We start from the raw sequence: 17,383 nt of genomic DNA on the forward strand, positions 1-17,383 counted from the left end.
GGGCGTCGGTGCCGCGCGGGGTCAGCGGGACCTCTTGGCCAGCCGTTCCACGTCGAGCAGGATCACCGCGCGCGCCTCCAGGCGGAGCCAGCCGCGCTGGGCGAAGTCGGCCAGGGCCTTGTTGACCGTCTCGCGGGACGCGCCGACCAGCTGGGCCAGCTCCTCCTGCGTCAGGTCGTGCACGACGTGGATGCCCTCCTCGGACTGCACCCCGAAGCGGCGGGAGAGGTCCAGCAGGGCGCGGGCGACCCGGCCCGGCACATCGGAGAAGACCAGGTCGGACATCTGGTCGTTGGTCTTGCGCAGCCGGCGGGCGACGGCGCGCAGCAGGGCGCCGGCCACCTCCGGCCGTACGTTCAGCCAGGGCTGGAGGTCGCCGTGGCCCAGGGCGAGCAGCTTGACCTCGGTCAGCGCGGTCGCCGTCGCGGTGCGCGGGCCCGGGTCGAAGAGCGACAGCTCGCCGATCAGCTCACCGGGGCCCACGACGGCCAGCATGTTCTCGCGGCCGTCCGGGGACGTGCGGTGCAGCTTGACCTTGCCCTCGGTGACCACATAGAGGCGGTCGCCCGGGTCGCCCTCGTGGAACAGCGAGTCGCCACGTGCGAGCGTCACCTCCGTCATGGAGGCGCGAAGCTCCGCGGCCTGCTCGTCGTCGAGCGCCGCGAAGAGCGGATTGCGCCGCAGAACGTCGTCCACGAGTTCTCTCCTTGTCGACCTGCTCAGGGGATCTTGCTCCCCCGTCGCCAGGGGACCGTGTTCCCCATTTTGCCGGACGGTCCAAACAGTGTGATCTGTCACAAGGATGCCGTACAGGTGTCCCGGGGTACGCGGCAGGGGTCCAATCGGGCGCCGGTCTTCGGGGTCCGGGGCGGATGTCGGTGCCGGGCCTTAGGCTGGCCGGGTGTCCGAATCGCCGGTGAGAGCACAGGCCGAGGGGGCTGGGCGGGTGGCTGCACGACAGGATTCCGCTGTGGGCGAACAGGCGCCCGACGGCGGCAGCAAAGCGACGAAACCGGCAAAGAGGACCCCTGTGACAAGAGCGGCCAAGAAGACCTCCGAGAAGCCCGAGAAACCCGGGAAGCCGGAGAAGCCGGAGAAGCCCGCGAAGAAGGCGGCCACCGCGAAGAAGGCCGTGCCTCCGAAGAAGGTGGCGGTCGCCCCGGAGAAGGCCACCGCCGCCGTGCGGAAGGCGTCGTCCGTGCGGACGGTCGCCGCGAAGCCGCGGAAGAACGAGTCGCGCACCGCCCTGGTCCGCCGGGCCCGCCGCATCGACCGCGAGCTGGCCGAGGTGTATCCGTACGCCCACCCCGAGCTGGACTTCGAGAACCCCTTCCAGCTCCTGGTCGCCACCGTCCTGTCGGCGCAGACCACCGACCTGCGGGTCAATCAGACGACACCGGCGCTGTTCGCGAAGTACCCGACCCCCGAGGACCTGGCCGCCGCCGATCCGGAGGAGGTCGAGGGCATCCTCAGGCCCACCGGCTTCTTCCGTGCGAAGACCAGGTCGGTCATGGGTCTTTCCAAGGCCCTGGCGGAGGAGTTCGGCGGCGAGGTCCCGGGCCGTCTGGAGGACCTGGTGAAGCTGCCCGGTGTCGGCCGCAAGACCGCCTTCGTCGTCCTCGGCAACGCCTTCGGGCGGCCGGGCATCACCGTGGACACCCACTTCCAGCGACTGGTGCGGCGCTGGCAGTGGACCGAGGAGACCGAGCCGGACAAGATCGAGGCGGCCGTCGGCGCGCTCTTCCCCAAGAGCGAGTGGACGATGCTCTCGCATCATGTGATCTTCCACGGCCGCCGTATCTGCCACGCCCGCAAGCCCGCCTGCGGGGCCTGCCCGATCGCTCCGCTCTGTCCGGCGTACGGGGAGGGCGAGACCGACCCGGAGAAGGCGAAAAAGCTGCTGAAGTACGAGAAGGGCGGCTTCCCCGGCCAGCGCCTCAAGCCGCCGCAGTCCTACCTGGACGCGGGCGGCAAACCGGCGCCGCCGCTGGCGGCCGGATGACGGCAGCCGACCGGCCCGGCCGCACGGGCCGCCGCGCCCGGCGCGGAACGATCTCGGGGCCCCCGCGCGTTGGACCGGGCAGGACGGCGGCGACGGCCACCGGGACGAGGACGGGAAAGAGGACCGGCCGGACCGGCGGCTCGGGCGCGGATCCCACGGGCGCGGACCGCGCGAATGCGAGCCGCGCGGACACGGGCGCACGGACACGTACAAGTACACGTACAGGCTCAGGCACGGACGCAAGGACCCGGACGGACCGGGGACGGGGGTGGCGATGACGCGGGCGGGCGAGACGGCGCACGGGATTCGGACGGACCGGACCGGCGAGGAGGACCCGGCCGGCCGGGTGCCGGGCGGCCGGGTGGCGCTGAGCACGGAGGGGCTGCCCGAGTGGCTGGACCCCGTGGTGCGGGTCGTCGGGACGGTCCAGCCCGTCCAGCTGAGCCGCTTCCTGCCGCCGGAGGACGGCGCGGGACGCCAGTCCGCCGTCCTCGTCCTGTTCGGCGAGGGCGCCCGCGGGCCCGAGCTGCTGCTCATGGAGCGGGCGAGTTCGCTGCGTTCGCACGCCGGGCAGCCGTCCTTCCCGGGCGGGGCGCTCGATCCCGAGGACGGTGACCCGCAGGGCGACGGCCCGCTGCGGGCCGCGCTGCGCGAGGCCGAGGAGGAGACCGGACTCGACCCGGACGGCGTCCAGTTGTTCGGTGTGCTGCCCCGGCTCTACATCCCGGTCAGCGGGTTCGTCGTGACGCCTGTGCTCGGCTGGTGGCGCGCGCCCAGCCCGGTGGCCGTCGTCGATCCGGCGGAGACCGCCCGGGTCTTCACGGTCCCCGTGGCGGATCTCACCAACCCCGGCAACCGCGCCACGGCCGTGCACCCCAGCGGTCACCGAGGCCCGGCATTCCTGGTCGAATCGGCCCTCGTGTGGGGCTTCACGGCCGGAATCATCGACCGGCTGCTGCACTACGCGGGCTGGGAGACGCCCTGGGACCGCGAGAAGCAGGTCCCGCTCGACTGGCGGTCATGACAGGGTGGGCCCCGTGCCGTTCGGGCCGGAGCCTTCCGGAACGATGTGTTCCCTCGCCGCGCGGCGGCGGGCCGGGCCCCGGCCGACCTGTGGTGACCGGAAGACGATGAGGCGAGGCTCGACGCGGTGAACGTGCTGGACATCCTGCTGCTGGTCGCCGCCGTGTGGTTCGCGGTCGTCGGATACCGCCAGGGATTCGTCGTCGGCATCCTGTCGGTGATCGGCTTCCTGGGCGGCGGACTGGTCGCCGTGTACGCGCTTCCGGTGATCTGGGACGCCCTGACCGATCACACACCGGTCAGTACGACCGCGGCCGTGGTCGCGGTGATCGTCGTGATCATCTGCGCCTCGGTCGGCCAGGCCCTCACCACCCACCTCGGCAACAAGCTGCGTGTGCACATCACCTGGTCCCCGGCCCGCGCGCTGGACGCGACCGGCGGCGCCATGGTCAACGTCCTCGCGATGCTGCTGGTCGCCTGGCTGATCGGCTCGGCCCTGGGCGGCACGACGATACCGACGCTCGGCAAGGAGGTCCGCACCTCGCAGGTGCTGCTCGGCGTCTCCCGGGTGATGCCCCAGCAGGCGGACACCTGGTTCGCGGACTTCACCTCGGTCCTCGCGCAGAACGGCTTCCCGCAGGTCTTCAGCCCGTTCACCGACGAGCCCATCACCGACGTACAGCCTCCGGACCCGGCGCTGCGCGGCAGCGCGGTCGCCCGCAGCGCCAAGCGGTCGGTGGTCAAGGTCGTCGGTACCGCGAGCAGTTGCGGCAAGGTGCTGGAGGGCAGCGGGTTCGTCTTCGGCCCCCGCCGCGTCATGACCAACGCGCATGTCGTCGGCGGCGTCGACGAACCCACCGTCCAGATAGGCGGCGAGGGCCGGAAGTACGACGCCAAGGTCGTGCTCTACGACTGGCACCGCGACATCGCCGTGCTCGACGTGCCGGACCTGAAGGCGCCCGTGCTGCGCTTCTCCGACTCGGTCGCGCACAGCAAGGACAGCGCGATCGTCGCCGGCTTCCCGGAGAACGGCGCGTACGACGTGCGCTCCGCGCGCGTGCGCGGGCGCATCACGGCCAACGGCCCGGACATCTACCACCGCGGCACCGTCCGCCGCGACGTCTACTCGCTGTACGCGACGGTCCGCCAGGGCAACTCCGGTGGCCCGCTGCTCACCACGGACGGCGAGGTCTACGGCGTGGTGTTCGCGAAGTCCCTCGACGACGCCGAGACCGGCTACGCGCTCACGGCCGGTGAGATCGAGCAGGACATCGCCAAGGGGCGCACCGCAGTGCAGCAGGTGGACACCGACCGCTGCGCGATGTGAGGTGAGGACGGCCGGACCACGCCCCGCAGGGGAGGCGGTCCGGCCGGTGCGGGATCAGCCGCGGGGATGCCGCAGGCGTACCGAGACCCAGCGGGCCCGGCGGCGCAGGATGCGCGGAATGCCGACCCGGGGGTCCGTGCCCGTCAGTTGCGGGGCTTCCCGGTGAAGGGAGCCCGGACCGCTCGCCGAACGGCGGGTGCGTGCTACGTCACTGTAGTCGTGCGTCCAGCCCATACCCCGACGTCTGCCCCCGTCCGAAGGTCGATAACCTCCCGGGCGCCCTCGATTTGGCCTATGCGCGGGGCAATTGGCCGTTCGACGGACAGGCGTCCACGTCCGGATACCGGGCGCGACGGCGCCGTCACGGACCGCCCTCGCGGGGCCGTCGCCGGTCCGGTCCCCGAGGACCTCACCGGTCCGGTTCTGGATCCTTCAGCCAGTTGACCAGTTCGGTCGAGAAGGCCACCGGGTCCTCCTCGTGCGGGAAGTGCCCGAGACCGTCGAACAGGCGCCAGCGGTAGGGCGCCTCGACGTACTCCCCGGAACCGGCCGCGCTGCGGGTGCGCTGCACCGGGTCGAGGGAACCGTGCAGATGCAGGGTCGGCACGAGCACCGGGCGCTTCATCCGGCGGTAGAACTGGATGCCGTCCGGCCGGGCCAGGGAGCGCACCAGCCAGCGGTACGGCTCCACGGAGCAGTGCGCCGTGGAGGGGATGCACATCGCCCTGCGGTACGTCTCCAGTACCTCGTCGTCCGGCAGCCGCGGGCCCGACCAGTCCCGGATCAGCCGGGCCACCAGCGCGCCGTCGTCGGCGGTGAGCTGCCGCTCGGGGACCCACGGGCGCTGGAAGCCCCAGATGTAGGAACTCGCCGCGGTCTGCCGGGCGTCGGAGAGCATCGACGAGCGCCAGCGGCGGGGGTGCGGCATCGAGGAGACCGCGAGCCGCCGGACCAGCTTGGGGCGCATCGCCGCCGCCGTCCACGCCAGATAGCCGCCCAGGTCGTGGCCGACCAGGGCCGCGTCCGGCTCGCCCAGGGAGCGGATCACGCCGGTGACGTCGAGGGCGAGGTTGGCGGGGTCGTAGCCGCGCGGGGTGCGGTCGCTGCCGCCGACGCCGCGCAGGTCCATCGCCACGGCCCTGAAGCCCGCGTCGGCGAGCGCGGTGAGCTGGTGCCGCCAGGTCCACCAGAACTGCGGGAACCCGTGCAGCAGCAGCACCAGCGGTCCGTCGCCCGTCTCGGCGATGTGGAAACGCGCGCCGTTGGCGGCGACGTCCCGGTGCGTCACCTTCCGGGCGCCGGGCACGTCGGCCCGTACGACCGAGGTCGGTTGCGCCGAAGGAGTGGCGGGGTCCGTCATGAGGACGAGCGTGCCACAGCCTCGATGGCCTGCGGTGCCCGGTCCTCCAGCGCGGGGAGCTGCGGACGCGGGTGCGGCTTGGCGTTCTGGAGCACTCCGGCGGTCTGCTTCATGGAGGCGGCGACCTTCTGGGGGCCCTTGCCCTTCTTGGCCTTCTTGAAGAAGACGAGGCCGACCAGCAGCAGGAGAAGCGCGATCAGGACGTTGGCCGCGAAGGAGAGCAGGAAGCACCAGCCGAGGTTCCAGCCGCCGCTCCAGGTGCGGATGCCGTACGCGAGCGCGAAGTTGAGCATCGGCAGCGAGAACAGCAGCATGGCCCCGGCTGCCGTGGTCAGCGCGCCGGCGATCCCGCCGCGTGTGACGTCCTTCTTCAGCTGCGCCTTCGCCAACGCGATCTCGTCGTGCACCAGCGCGGACATCTCCGCCGTCGCCGCGGCGACCAGCTGGCCGATGCTGCGTTCGGCGCCGACCGGGCTGCCGTCGGGTGCGCTCATCGCGGTCTCCCTCTTCTGCCTGACCCTGCGTTCCAGGAACGGCCGGGTTTTTGTACCGTCCCGTCAGATCATGCCGGACTGTCGTTCTGCTCGCCTGCCCCGCCCTGCACTTCCGCACTCCGTGCTGCCCGTTCGGCCTCCTGGCGGGCGGCGACGGCGCGGTGTTCGGCGGCCTTGCGTTCGAGGATGGCCGCCATCCGGAGGTGGTACGCGGGGTCGCCCTCCTCGTACACGTCGGGGATGCCGTCGAGGTCGTCGTCGCGCTCCTCGTCCGCGCACATCCGGCGGTACTTGGCGTTGCGGATCTTGAGCAGCACCGTCGCGATCAGCGCGGCGATCACCGAGCCGGTGAGGACCGCGGCCTTGACCTCGTCGGTCAGCGTGGCGTCGCCGTCGAAGGCCAGCTCGCCGATGAGCAGGGAGACGGTGAAGCCGATCCCGGCCAGCGTGGCGAGCGCGAAGACATCGGCCCAGGCCAGGTCGTCGCTGAGCGAGGCCCGGGTGAACCGGGTGGTGAGCCAGGTGCCGCCGAAGATGCCGACGGTCTTGCCGACGACCAGACCGAGCACGACACCGAGCGTCTCGGGCCGGGTGAACACATCGGCCAGTGCCCCGCCGGAGACGGACACGCCCGCGCTGAACAGTGCGAACAGCGGCACGGCCAGGCCCGCCGACAGCGGCCGGACGAGATGCTCGATGCGCTCGCCCGGCGAGTGCTCCTCGCCCTCCCGGGTCGAGCAGCGCAGCATCAGGCCCATCGCGACGCCCGCGATGGTGGCGTGCACGCCGCTGTTGTACATCAGCGCCCAGATGACCAGGGCGAGCGGTACGTACACGTACCAGCCGCGCATGCCCTTGCGCAGCAGCAGCCAGAAGACGGCCAGGCCCGCGAAGGCTCCGCCGAGGGCGGCGAAGTTCAGGTTGTCGGTGAAGAAGACCGCGATGATCAGGATGGCGAAGAGGTCGTCGACGACCGCGAGGGTGAGCAGGAAGGCGCGCAGGGCGCTGGGCAGCGAGGTGCCGATGACCGCGAGCACGGCCAGCGCGAAGGCGATGTCGGTGGCGGTCGGCACCGCCCAGCCGCCGAACGAGCCGCCACCGGCGAGGTTGGTGAGGGCGTAGACGGCGGCGGGGGCCGCCATGCCGCACAGCGCCGCGACCACCGGCAGCACCGCAGCTCTGGGGTCCTTCAGGTCACCGGCGACCAGTTCCCGCTTGAGTTCGATGCCGGCGACGAAGAAGAAGACCGCGAGGAGCCCGTCGGCGGCCCAGTGCGCGACGGACAGGTCGAGGCCGAGGGCGGCGGGGCCGAGATGGAAGTGGCTGACGCGCTCGTAGCTCGCATGCAGTGCCGGGATGTTCGCCCACACCAGCGCGGCGATCGCGGCGAGCAGCAGCAGGACACCGCCGACCGTCTCGGTGCGCAGCGCGTCCGCGACGAAGTTCCGCTCCGGCAGGGACAGGCGCCCGAAGGTCTTGCGGGGGGCGCGAGGGGTGCGGGGGCGGTCGGTGACCACGGGAACCTCCGGTCGGTGGGCAGCGCTGAGCACATGCCGACCAGACTTCCCGGCGCACCTGAGGATCTTGTTGCGTTGTAGCTCCGACCAGTCTACGCATCCGGGGGCACCCGGCGTCAGCTGACGCCGGGTGCCCCCGGATGCTGGCCTGCGAGGGCCGTGCCCCCGCGGGCCGGGGTCAGTCCTCGCTGGGCGCCGCCGGCAGCTTCGCCTGGATGAAGTCCATGACCGTGGAGTCCGTCAGCGTCGTGACGTCTCCGAGCTGCCGGTTCTCCGCCACGTCCCGCAGCAGACGGCGCATGATCTTGCCGGACCGGGTCTTCGGCAGCTCCGCCACCGGCAGGATCCGCTTGGGCTTGGCGATCGGCCCGAGCGTGCTGCCGACGTGGTTGCGCAGCTCGGTGACCAGGTCGTCGCTCTCGGCGGCCGAACCGCGCAGGATCACGAAGGCCACGATCGCCTGCCCGGTGGTCTCGTCCTTCGCGCCGACCACGGCCGCCTCGGCGACCGAGGGGTGCGAGACCAGCGCGGACTCCACCTCGGTGGTGGAGATGTTGTGGCCGGAGACCAGCATCACGTCGTCGACCCGGCCGAGCAGCCAGATGTCGCCGTCGTCGTCCTTCTTGGCACCGTCACCGGCGAAGTAGCGGCCCTCGAAGCGCGACCAGTAGGTGTCGATGAACCGCTGGTCGTCGCCCCAGATGGTGCGCAGCATCGACGGCCACGGCTCGGTGAGCACCAGGTAGCCACCGCCGCCGTCGGGCACCTCGTTCGCCTCGTCGTCGACGACGGTCGCGCTGATGCCGGGCAGCGCGCGCTGGGCGGAGCCGGGCTTGGCGTCGGTCACGCCCGGCAGCGGGGAGATCATGATGCCGCCGGTCTCCGTCTGCCACCAGGTGTCGACGACCGGGGTGCGGTCCGCGCCGATGTTCTTGCGGTACCAGATCCACGCCTCCGGGTTGATCGGCTCACCGACCGAGCCGAGCACCCGCAGGGAGGACAGGTCGAACTTCGCGGGGATGTCGTCGCCCCACTTCATGAACGTGCGGATCGCCGTCGGCGCCGTGTACAGGATCGTGACCCCGTACTTCTGCACGATCTCCCAGAAGCGGCCCTGGTGCGGGGTGTCCGGCGTGCCCTCGTACATGACCTGCGTCCCGCCGTTGGCCAGCGGGCCGTACACGATGTAGGAGTGGCCGGTGACCCAGCCGACGTCGGCGGTGCACCAGTACACGTCGGTCTCCGGCTTCAGGTCGAAGACGGCCCAGTGCGTGTAGGCGACCTGCGTGAGGTAGCCGCCGGAGGTGTGCAGGATGCCCTTGGGCTTCCCGGTGGTGCCCGAGGTGTAGAGGATGAACAGCGGGTGCTCGGCCTCGAACGCCTCCGGGGTGTGCTCGGCCGACTGGCGCCCGACCACGTCGTCCCACCACAGGTCCCGGCTGTCGTCCCAGGCGACGTCCTGGCCGGTGCGGCGGACCACGAGCACATTGCGTACGCCCGTGGCGCGGCCGACGGCCTCGTCGACGGCCGGCTTGAGCGCGGACGGCTTGCCGCGCCGGTAGCCGCCGTCGGCCGTGATGACGACCTTGGCGTCGGCGTCCTGGATGCGGGTGGCCAGCGCGTCCGAGGAGAAGCCGCCGAAGACGACGGAGTGCGCCGCGCCGATGCGGGCGCAGGCCAGCATCGCGACGGCCGTCTCCGGGATCATCGGCATGTAGATCGCGACCCGGTCGCCCTTCTGGACGCCGAGTTCCAGCAGGGCGTTGGCCGCCCTGGACACCTCGTCCTTGAGCTCGGCGTAGGTGATGGCACGGCTGTCGCCGGGCTCGCCCTCGAAGTGGATCGCGACCCGGTCGCCGTTGCCGGCCTCGACATGCCGGTCCACGCAGTTGTACGCGACGTTCAGTGTGCCGTCCTTGAACCACTTGGCGAACGGCGGGTTCGACCAGTCGAGGGTCTCGGTCGGCTCCTTGGCCCAGGTCAGCCGGCGGGCCTGCTCGGCCCAGAAGCCGAGCCTGTCAGCCTTGGCCTGTTCGTACGCCTCGGCCGTGACGTTGGCGTTCGCGGCCAGGTCAGCGGGCGGCGCGAAGCGTCGCTCCTCCTTCAAGAGGTTGGCCAGGCTTTCGTTGCTCACGACATCTCCCTTTCCCAGGGTGTCCGTTGTGTCCCAGGCCACAGCTCATCAGACCCGGGGGCCGGATGACAAGGGCCGACCGGTAATTGGTTTAGACCTGTTGTGGAGTGTTCGCACAGCTCCTGCGGCGGGTGACGGGTGTCGCCCGGCTTCAGCATGGCCCCCGGGGGCCGGGGAGACCATGCCCGGGGGCATGCGTGTCGCCGGGCGCCCGGATCACACCGCGCTGGGCAGGTCTTTCACCGACTCCGTCGGCCGCGGGGCGTCCGGTCCCGCCGGGGCGCCCGGTGGTCCCGCCGTCCCGGCCGCCGGTGCTGCCTGCGCCGCCGCCTCTGCCGCCTCTGCCGTCTGTGGTGCCTCTGCTGGGTCTGCCGTCTGTGCCGCCTCCTCCGCCGCCACGGGGACGAAGACCGCGCCGCCGTCTCTGTCTCCGGCAGGGTCCGTGAGCAGGTACGCCTGGGCCTCGGCCACCTGGAAGTACATCCCGTGCAGCTCCAGCGTGCCCGCGCGCAGGGCCCTTGCCACCGGGTCGTGGGCGCGCAGGTGCTCCAGTTGCTGGACGACATTGGCCAGGCTCAGCCGCTCGGTCTCGTCGGCGGGCATCCGGCCGGCCAGCAGCGGGACGGTGCCGTCCGTGGCGCGCAGCCGCTCCAGGCTCGGTGCCCCGTGCCGCAGCCAGCGCCCGAGGGACGTCCCGTCGTCCCCGGTGCCGGGCCGTGAGCCGAGGAGGGCCTGCATCGCCCCGCACCCGGAGTGGCCGCACACCGTGAGGGAGCGCACCCCGAGCACGTCCACCGCGTACTCGATCCCGGCGGCCACCGAGTCGTCGCCGCGCTCCTGGCCGGGGAGCGGGACGAGGTTGCCCACGTTGCGCACGACGAACAGGTCACCGGGGCCGCTGGCGGTGATCATCGAGGTGACCAGGCGGGAGTCGGCGCAGGTGAGGAAGAGGTGGGACGGCTGCTGCCCTTCTCTGGCCAGCCGTGCCAGTTCGTCGCGCACATGCGGCGCTGTGGTGCGCTGGAACACGCCGATGCCACGGGCCAGTTGCTCACCGCTGGGGCCGGGGGACCCGGCCGCGCGCGATGGAGCGCCCGGCGTGGGACGCACCTCGGAGCGGATGCCGGGGGCGGGGCACTGGTGGTTGCGCCAGGGCGTCCAGGGCCGGCAGCGGCACACGGCGCCGTCCGGACCGGTCGGCTCACCGACCCGGACCGCTCTGCGGCGTCCGGTGAGCCGGACGGAACCGCCCTGCGCGGTGTGGGCGCGCTGCCAGTCCTGGAGCGACTCGTAGGCCGCGTGGTCCATGAAGGAGCCGTCCAGCTCGACGACGGAGACCGCGCCCCGGGGCACCCGGTGCAGGACCCGGCTGAGCCGCGGCACCGCGAGGAACGTCAGCTGGCCCCGGACGCGTACGTGATGCACTCCCTTCCTCTCGTCGTGCGTGATGCGGGTGCGGGCCAGGCGGTGCAGGGCGACGGCGACGGCGGTGGCGACACCGAGGGCCACGCCCTGGAGGACGCCGAGGGCCACCACCCCGAGGGCGGTCACGGCGTACACGGGCACTTCGCGGTGGCGGGTCACCGTACGGATGTGGTGCAGGGAGACCATCTGGACGCCGACGGCCATCACCAGGGCGGCGAGCGCGGCCAGCGGGATGAACTCCAGGACCGGGACGAGCAGCAGCGCGGCGGCCACGACGAGCGCGCCGTGCAGCATCGTGGCGTCCCGGCTGACGGCGCCCGCGCGTACGTTCGCCGAGCTGCGGACGGCGACCCCGGCGACGGGCAGCCCGCCGAGCGCGCCCGAGACGACGTTCGCCGCGCCCTGGCCGAGCAGCTCCCGGTCGAGGTCGGAGCGGGCGGCGGGAACGGGCGGCCCCGGTCGGCCTGCGGCCAGTCTGTCCACGGCGACGGCGCCGAGCAGCGATTGCACGCTGCACACCAGAGTGGTGCTGAGCACGGCCGCCACCAGGCCGAGGACCGGCCCGTCGGGCAGCCCGGCCAGGGCGTGGCTGCGCCAGGAGGGCAGATCGACCCTGGGCAGTATCAGTCCGCACAGGGAGGCGACGGCGGTGGCCCCGGTGACGGCGACCAGCGCGGCGGGCACCGGGCGCAGCAGGCGTCCCGCCCGGCCGGGGAGCCGGGGCCAGGACAGCAGCAGGGCCAGGGTGAGCGCGCCGACGGCGAGCGCGGCGGGATCGGCGCCTGCCAGTTGGGAGGGCAGCGCGCGCAGGTTGTCGGGCACGGAACTCTGCGGGCTGCCGCCGAGGACGATGTGCAGTTGGGCCACGGCGATGGTGAGGCCGATGCCGGCGAGCATGCCGTGCACGACGGCGGGGCTGACGGCGAGCGCGGCGCGGGCCACCCGGAGGCAGCCCAGGGCGAGCTGGAGGAGACCGGCGAGGACGGTGATGGCGCAGGTGGTGCGCCATCCGTAGCGGTGGATCAGGTCGGCGGTGACGACGGTGAGCCCGGCGGCCGGGCCGCTGACCTGCAAGGGGGAGCCGCCGAGGCGGCCGGCGACCAGCCCGCCCACGGCGGCGGCCACGAGGCCGGCCTGGAGCGGGGCGCCGGTGGCGAGGGCGATGCCGAGGGAGAGCGGCAGGGCGATCAGGAAGACCGCGACGGCGGCCGACAGGTCGGCGCCCGCGACGCGGGGAAGGCGTCGGAGGCGTCGGCGCGGTGGCGGGCTGTGGGGCGGGTGTGCGCGGCGGGTGCGCGCGGTGCCGGTGGGGGAGGGGGTGCGGGCAGGCATGGCTCGGCTCTCCTCTGGGAGAAGGCGAATGCAACGCTTGGTAAAGCAAAAGTAATGCAACGTAAAGTTCCAGCACAGCTTTTCTGTGCAAATGGGGCAGTGAATCACCTTGAAGGGTGAAGTGGGCTTTTTATCGGCTTGTCGTACTAATTCCTTCTCGCCTTCGTGCGACCTTGACGGCGCTGTCGGCACGGCCGGCACAGCACCAGCACACGCCGTCTCGGCGTAGGACGAGAGAAGGAAGAAGGTGGGCGGAACATGGCCGCCAACCAGAGGATCGCCGCGAGCGTCGTCGCCGCCGTGGCCTGTGCCTCGGCGCTCGCCGGTTGTGCGAGTGGCAGCGACGTACCCCGGCGCGAGGGCGCGCACGGCGCACCCAAAGCCGCGCAGGCGCCCGGGAGCGCCGTCCGTCTCATCGGCGACGGGTCGACCTCGTACACCGGAGCCCAGCCGCACCTGCCCAAGCCGCAACGGCTGAAGGCCGGTGAGAAGCCTCCCCAGTTCGTCGTCTTCTCCTGGGACGGCGCGGGCGAGGACAGCCAGAAGCTGTTCTCCCACTTCCGCAAGGTGGCCAAGGACAACCACGCCAACATGACGTTCTTCCTCAGCGGTGTGTACATGCTGCCGGAGGAGAAGCGTGATCTGTACCGGCCGCCGCAGCACGCGCAGGGCAGTTCGGAGATCGGCTTCAACGACACCCAGGGCATCGCGGACACGGCCGAGCAGGCACGCCTGGCGTGGCTGGAGGGCGATGAGATCGGCACCCACTTCAACGGCCACTTCTGCGGCCCCGACGGCGGGGCCGGCCAGTGGTCGGTCGACGAGTGGAAGAGCGAGATCGGCCAGGCCAAGCAGTTCGTGAAGACCTGGAAGTCCAACAGCGGGCTGAAGAACGTGCCCGCGCTGCCCTTCGACTACGACAAGGAGCTGATCGGCGCTCGCACCCCCTGCCTGGAGGGCCAGAAGAACTTCATGAAGGCGGCGAGCCAGCTGGGCTTCCGCTACGACAGCAGCGGCGTCAACAACCAGCTGTGGCCCAAGAAGAAGGACGGGCTGTGGGATCTGTCGATGCAGCTGGTGCCCTTCCCCGGCCACACCTTCGAGCAACTGACCATGGACTACAACTTCATGGTCAACCAGTCGGGCACGCAGACCCAGGGCGACCCCGACAAGTTCGACTACTGGGGCAACCAGATGCGCGACGGCCTGCTCCAGGGCTTCAACCGGGCCTACGACGGGAACCGGGCGCCGCTGGTCATCGGCAACCACTTCGAGTCGTGGAACGGCGGCACCTACATGCGCGCCGTCGAGGACGTCGTGAAGGAGGTGTGCAACAAGCCCGACGTGCGCTGCGTCTCCTTCCACCAACTGGCCGACTGGCTGGACGCGCAGGACCCGCAGACCCTGGCCAGGCTGCGCGGCCTGGAGGTGGGCGAGGCGCCCAAGCAGGGCTGGGCGTCCTTCCTGTCGGCCCGTCCGGCTCCGGCGCCCAAGGGAGTACCCGGGGCGCCCAAGCCGTAGCGCCCGTCAGGCGGAGGCGGTGACGCCCTCGCCGAGCACGAAACCGGGGTCGATCTGGGCCGCGAGATCGGCCCCGGTGCGCTCGTTGCCCCAGGAGGTGGCGTTCTTCAGGTGGAAGTGCGCCATCTGCTGGGTGTAGCGCTCCCAGTCACGCAGCTCGTACGTGGCGTCGGCGGCCACCTGGAGGGTGCGCAGGGCGCGGCGGTTGGCGTCCTCCACCAGCTCGAAGCGGGGCGGCCGGCCCTTCTCCATGGCGCGCACCCAGTCGGACTGCCCGACGGTGACGAGCAGGTCGTCGCCGACCTCAGAGCGCAGGAAGTCGAGGTCGTCCGGCCCCTGCACCTTGTTGCCGACGACCCTCAGGACGACGCCGAAGTCCCGGGCGTACTCCTTGTACTGCCGGTAGACGGAGACGCCCTTGCGGGTCGGCTCGGCGACCAGGAACGTGATGTCGAAGCGGGTGAACATGCCGGACGCGAACGAGTCCGAACCGGCCGTCATGTCCACCACGACGTACTCGTCGCGGCCGTCCACCAGGTGGTTCAGATACAGCTCCACCGCGCCCGTCTTGGAGTGGTAGCAGGCGACCCCCAGGTCGGCGTCGGTGAAGGGGCCGGTGACCATGAGACGAACGGCGCCGCCGTCGAGTTCCACCGGCCGCGCGCAGGCGTCGTAGAGCGGGTTGTTCTCGGCGACGCGCAGCAGCCGCGAGCCCTCGCCGGGTGGCGTGGTCTTGATCATCGTCTCGGCGGAGGCGATGCGGGGGTTGCTGCCGCGCAGATAGTCCTTGATCAGCGGCAGCCGGTCGCCCATCGCGGGCAGTTCCGCCGCGCGGGCCTCCTCCAGGCCCAGTGCCGCTCCCAGATGCTGGTTGATGTCGGCGTCGACCGCGACGACGGGCGCGCCGGTCGCCGCGAGATGGCGGATGAAGAGGGACGACAGCGTGGTCTTGCCGCTGCCGCCCTTCCCGACGAAAGCAATTTTCATGTTCACCAAGCGTAGTGCCGCGATAGCTGTACGTGGCAGCTTGCGTGAAGAAGACCACTCCTTCGAGGCAGGGGAGGACCGGGTGCGTAGGGTCGGACGCATGAGTACGACAGGCGCGACCGCTGATCCGCTCGCGACCCTGGGGTCCCTGCCCGGGGTGGCCGAGTCCGTGGAATCCGTGCGCAAGGCCGTGGACCGGGTCTACGGGCACCGGATCATGCGGCGCCGGAGCAACGCCGTCACCTCCGAGGCGGCGCTGCGCGGCGCGCGGGGCTCCGGGGCGCTGTCGGGAGCGGACTGGGCCCTGGAGGAGGTGCGTCGGCGCACCGACTTCAGCGGTGACGACGAGGCGCGCGTCCTGGGGGCCGCGCTGCGGCTGACGGCCGAGGCCGGACAACTGCTGTCCGTCTGGCGGCAGTCGCCGCTCAGGGTGCTGGCCCGGCTGCACCTGGTGGCCGCCGCGGGCACGGAGGACACCGTCGGCCGGCCGCGCCAGGAGGGCGAGGGCGTCGACGAGCCGCTGATCGAGCTGGCGCTGCCCGGCGCGTCGGAGGTCTCCGGCCGGCTGGAGGGGCTGTCCGAACTGGTCGTCGCGGGCAGTTCCGCACCGGCGCTGGTGACGGCGGCCGTGGTGCACGGCGAGATCCTGGCGCTGCGCCCCTTCGTCTCCCACAACGGCCTGATCGCCCGCACCGCGGAACGTATCGTCCTGGTCGGCAGCGGCCTGGACCCGAAGTCGGTCTGCCCGGCCGAGGTGGGCCATGCCGAACTGGGCCGCGCGGCCTACCGGGCCGCCCTCGACGGTTATGTCTCGGGGACCCCGGAGGGCATGGCGGCCTGGATCGCCCACTGCGCCGGGGCGGTCGAACTGGGCGCGCGGGAGTCCACGGCGGTGTGCGAGGCGCTCCAGCGCGGAGCGGCGTAGCCGGAGGGCGGTCCGGCAAGGGGTGGGACAAGGGCCGGACAACGGCGGGACAAGGGTCGCGGCGGTACGACATGTCGTACCGCCGCTGGCATGAGCACCGCGTTACCAAGCGTCCTCGATATGTCGCCCATCAGGCCGGGGACTTTGCCCGTCACCTGGTGCGGCTGGCCCGTAATCGACGGGTCGACGTCGCGTGGGTGCCCGGTGTTCATGCTCGGTCCGTGGGGCCGAATGCGTTGAAAAGGTGATCCTTTCGGATGTCCTCAGGTCTCGCGGGCCGTTGAGTCCTTTGTACTGCACCCGGGTGACAAGCGGAACCCCTGCCCACACTTCTTTACTTTCCGTCCCAAACGGGTCACAAAGGGACGCCGTCCGGCCGTGCTCCGCCGCCCCGGCAGCCGCTCAGGCCAGGGCGCGCCGTCGGCTCGCGTACCAGACGAGCCCCGCCGTGGCCGCCGCCGCTCCCACGGCCGCCATCGCGACCAGGGCCGGGCGCGGGGGTACGGAGAGCGTGCGCAGCCGCCGCTTGAGCCGCACCGGGCGGTGGAAGTCGAGGACCGGCCACTCGCGCGCGACGGCCTCGCGGCGCAGGGCCCGGTCGGGGTTGACGGCGTGCGGATTGCCGACCGCCTCCAGCATCGGCACATCGGTGACCGAGTCGCTGTAGGCGTAGCACCGGGAGAGGTCGTACCCCTCGGACACGGCCAGTTCGCGGACCGCCTCCGCCTTCGTCGGCCCGTACGCGTAGTACTCCACCTCGCCGGTGAAGCAACCGTCGTCGCCCACCACCATCCTGGTGGCCACCACCCGGTCGGCGCCGAGCAGTTCGCCGATCGGCTCGACCACCTCGGCGCCCGAGGTGGAGACGATGACGACGTCCCGTCCGGCCCTGTGGTGCTCCTCGATGAGGGAGGCGGCCTCGTCGTAGATGATCGGGTCGATCAGATCGTGCAGCGTCTCGGCGACGATCTCCTTGACCTGTCGTACGTTCCAGCCGCGGCAGAGCGCGGACAGGTACTCGCGCATGCGCTCCATCTGGTCGTGGTCGGCGCCTCCGGCGAGGAAGACGAACTGGGCGTATGCGGTACGCAGCACAGCCCTGCGGTTGATCAGTCCGCCTTGGTAGAACGACTTGCTGAAGGTGAGCGTGCTCGACTTCGCAATGACCGTCTTGTCCAGATCAAAGAACGCCGCTGTGCGGGGCAAGGAGTGGTTTTCCACAAGGTCGAGCATAGGGGCAGCCCATTCGGCGTAAGCTTGGCGTGTGGGTTTGCCTGAGAGGGCTCTCGGGTACACCATGGAAGTCACGGATCGTTCGCGACCGTGCTAACCCGGT

14 protein-coding genes are annotated in these 17,383 nt (G+C 71.5%); 5 read left to right on the forward strand and 9 right to left on the reverse strand.

Annotation, left to right across the window (positions count from 1 at the left end):
- Nucleotides 1–21: 21 nt before the first annotated feature.
- Nucleotides 22–696, reverse strand: coding sequence for a Crp/Fnr family transcriptional regulator (locus tag ACWDYF_RS09525; protein WP_009189818.1), 675 nt, complete (start codon nucleotides 694–696; stop codon nucleotides 22–24).
- Between the two features lie 334 nt (nucleotides 697–1,030).
- Between ACWDYF_RS09525 and nth the strand changes: the two genes are divergently transcribed.
- The 3 genes from nth (at nucleotide 1,031) to ACWDYF_RS09540 (ending at nucleotide 4,352) form a co-directional block, all read left to right on the forward strand.
- Nucleotides 1,031–2,002 (forward strand): endonuclease III, encoded by a 972-nt coding sequence (nth, locus tag ACWDYF_RS09530; RefSeq protein ID WP_389462611.1) that lies wholly within the window; start codon nucleotides 1,031–1,033, stop codon nucleotides 2,000–2,002.
- 274 nt (nucleotides 2,003–2,276) lie between these two features.
- Complete coding sequence (locus tag ACWDYF_RS09535; RefSeq protein WP_389462874.1) at nucleotides 2,277–3,026, forward strand: NUDIX hydrolase; 750 nt, start codon at nucleotides 2,277–2,279, stop codon at nucleotides 3,024–3,026.
- A gap of 126 nt (nucleotides 3,027–3,152) precedes the next feature.
- Nucleotides 3,153–4,352 (forward strand): MarP family serine protease, encoded by a 1,200-nt coding sequence (locus ACWDYF_RS09540; protein WP_381740856.1) that lies wholly within the window; start codon nucleotides 3,153–3,155, stop codon nucleotides 4,350–4,352.
- Between the two features lie 54 nt (nucleotides 4,353–4,406).
- Here ACWDYF_RS09540 and ACWDYF_RS09545 read toward each other — a convergent pair whose 3' ends face one another.
- The 6 genes from ACWDYF_RS09545 to ACWDYF_RS09570 form a co-directional block, all read right to left on the reverse strand.
- Nucleotides 4,407–4,586 carry a hypothetical protein gene (locus ACWDYF_RS09545; RefSeq protein WP_078510012.1) on the reverse strand — a complete coding sequence of 60 codons (180 nt, stop codon included), beginning with the start codon at nucleotides 4,584–4,586 and terminating at the stop codon, nucleotides 4,407–4,409.
- Between the two features lie 175 nt (nucleotides 4,587–4,761).
- Complete coding sequence (locus ACWDYF_RS09550) at nucleotides 4,762–5,712, reverse strand: alpha/beta fold hydrolase (RefSeq protein WP_389462610.1); 951 nt, start codon at nucleotides 5,710–5,712, stop codon at nucleotides 4,762–4,764.
- The gene (locus ACWDYF_RS09555) at nucleotides 5,709–6,206 is read right to left on the reverse strand and encodes a phage holin family protein (protein WP_018568936.1); all 498 of its coding nucleotides are present in this window, start codon (nucleotides 6,204–6,206) and stop codon (nucleotides 5,709–5,711) included. Before ACWDYF_RS09555 ends, ACWDYF_RS09550 begins: the two co-directional genes overlap by 4 nt.
- Nucleotides 6,207–6,274: 68 nt before the next feature.
- The gene (gene nhaA, locus ACWDYF_RS09560) at nucleotides 6,275–7,723 is read right to left on the reverse strand and encodes a Na+/H+ antiporter NhaA (RefSeq protein WP_389462609.1); all 1,449 of its coding nucleotides are present in this window, start codon (nucleotides 7,721–7,723) and stop codon (nucleotides 6,275–6,277) included.
- A gap of 178 nt (nucleotides 7,724–7,901) precedes the next feature.
- A complete protein-coding gene (gene acs / locus ACWDYF_RS09565; RefSeq protein ID WP_389462608.1) occupies nucleotides 7,902–9,857 on the reverse strand; it encodes an acetate--CoA ligase in 1,956 nt (651 codons plus the stop codon).
- A 216-nt stretch (nucleotides 9,858–10,073) separates the two neighbouring features.
- The gene (locus ACWDYF_RS09570; protein ID WP_389462607.1) at nucleotides 10,074–12,614 is read right to left on the reverse strand and encodes a bifunctional SulP family inorganic anion transporter/carbonic anhydrase; all 2,541 of its coding nucleotides are present in this window, start codon (nucleotides 12,612–12,614) and stop codon (nucleotides 10,074–10,076) included.
- 258 nt (nucleotides 12,615–12,872) lie between these two features.
- Between ACWDYF_RS09570 and ACWDYF_RS09575 the strand changes: the two genes are divergently transcribed.
- Nucleotides 12,873–14,135: a polysaccharide deacetylase family protein gene (locus ACWDYF_RS09575; RefSeq protein WP_389462606.1), complete on the forward strand. Its 1,263-nt coding sequence runs from the start codon at nucleotides 12,873–12,875 to the stop codon at nucleotides 14,133–14,135.
- 6 nt (nucleotides 14,136–14,141) lie between these two features.
- Here ACWDYF_RS09575 and ACWDYF_RS09580 read toward each other — a convergent pair whose 3' ends face one another.
- The gene (locus ACWDYF_RS09580) at nucleotides 14,142–15,122 is read right to left on the reverse strand and encodes an ATP-binding protein (RefSeq protein ID WP_018568931.1); all 981 of its coding nucleotides are present in this window, start codon (nucleotides 15,120–15,122) and stop codon (nucleotides 14,142–14,144) included.
- A 100-nt stretch (nucleotides 15,123–15,222) separates the two neighbouring features.
- On the opposite strand from ACWDYF_RS09580, the gene ACWDYF_RS09585 reads away from it, so the two are divergent.
- On the forward strand, nucleotides 15,223–16,047 hold the full coding sequence (locus ACWDYF_RS09585) for a Fic family protein (RefSeq protein ID WP_381740843.1): 825 nt from the start codon (nucleotides 15,223–15,225) through the stop codon (nucleotides 16,045–16,047).
- A 402-nt stretch (nucleotides 16,048–16,449) separates the two neighbouring features.
- Here the strand turns inward: ACWDYF_RS09585 and ACWDYF_RS09590 are convergent, their stop codons facing one another.
- Nucleotides 16,450–17,280, reverse strand: coding sequence for an HAD family hydrolase (locus ACWDYF_RS09590; protein WP_389462605.1), 831 nt, complete (start codon nucleotides 17,278–17,280; stop codon nucleotides 16,450–16,452).
- Between the last annotated feature and the right edge of the window lie 103 nt (nucleotides 17,281–17,383).

The sequence above is a fragment of the Streptomyces sp. NPDC003284 genome (assembly GCF_053589675.1).

Excerpts from the sequence above, each read along its gene's own strand:
- ACWDYF_RS09535 (WP_389462874.1), top strand. The coding sequence starts at position 2,277 with ATGACGCGGGCGGGCGAGACGGCGCACGGGATTCGGACGGACCGGACC.
- ACWDYF_RS09545 (WP_078510012.1), bottom strand. The coding sequence starts at position 4,586 with ATGGGCTGGACGCACGACTACAGTGACGTAGCACGCACCCGCCGTTCG.
- ACWDYF_RS09550 (WP_389462610.1), bottom strand. The coding sequence starts at position 5,712 with ATGACGGACCCCGCCACTCCTTCGGCGCAACCGACCTCGGTCGTACGG.
- ACWDYF_RS09555 (WP_018568936.1), bottom strand. The coding sequence starts at position 6,206 with ATGAGCGCACCCGACGGCAGCCCGGTCGGCGCCGAACGCAGCATCGGC.
- ACWDYF_RS09570 (WP_389462607.1), bottom strand. The coding sequence starts at position 12,614 with ATGCCTGCCCGCACCCCCTCCCCCACCGGCACCGCGCGCACCCGCCGC.
- ACWDYF_RS09575 (WP_389462606.1), top strand. The coding sequence starts at position 12,873 with ATGGCCGCCAACCAGAGGATCGCCGCGAGCGTCGTCGCCGCCGTGGCC.
- ACWDYF_RS09580 (WP_018568931.1), bottom strand. The coding sequence starts at position 15,122 with ATGAAAATTGCTTTCGTCGGGAAGGGCGGCAGCGGCAAGACCACGCTG.
- ACWDYF_RS09585 (WP_381740843.1), top strand. The coding sequence starts at position 15,223 with ATGAGTACGACAGGCGCGACCGCTGATCCGCTCGCGACCCTGGGGTCC.
- ACWDYF_RS09590 (WP_389462605.1), bottom strand. The coding sequence starts at position 17,280 with ATGCTCGACCTTGTGGAAAACCACTCCTTGCCCCGCACAGCGGCGTTC.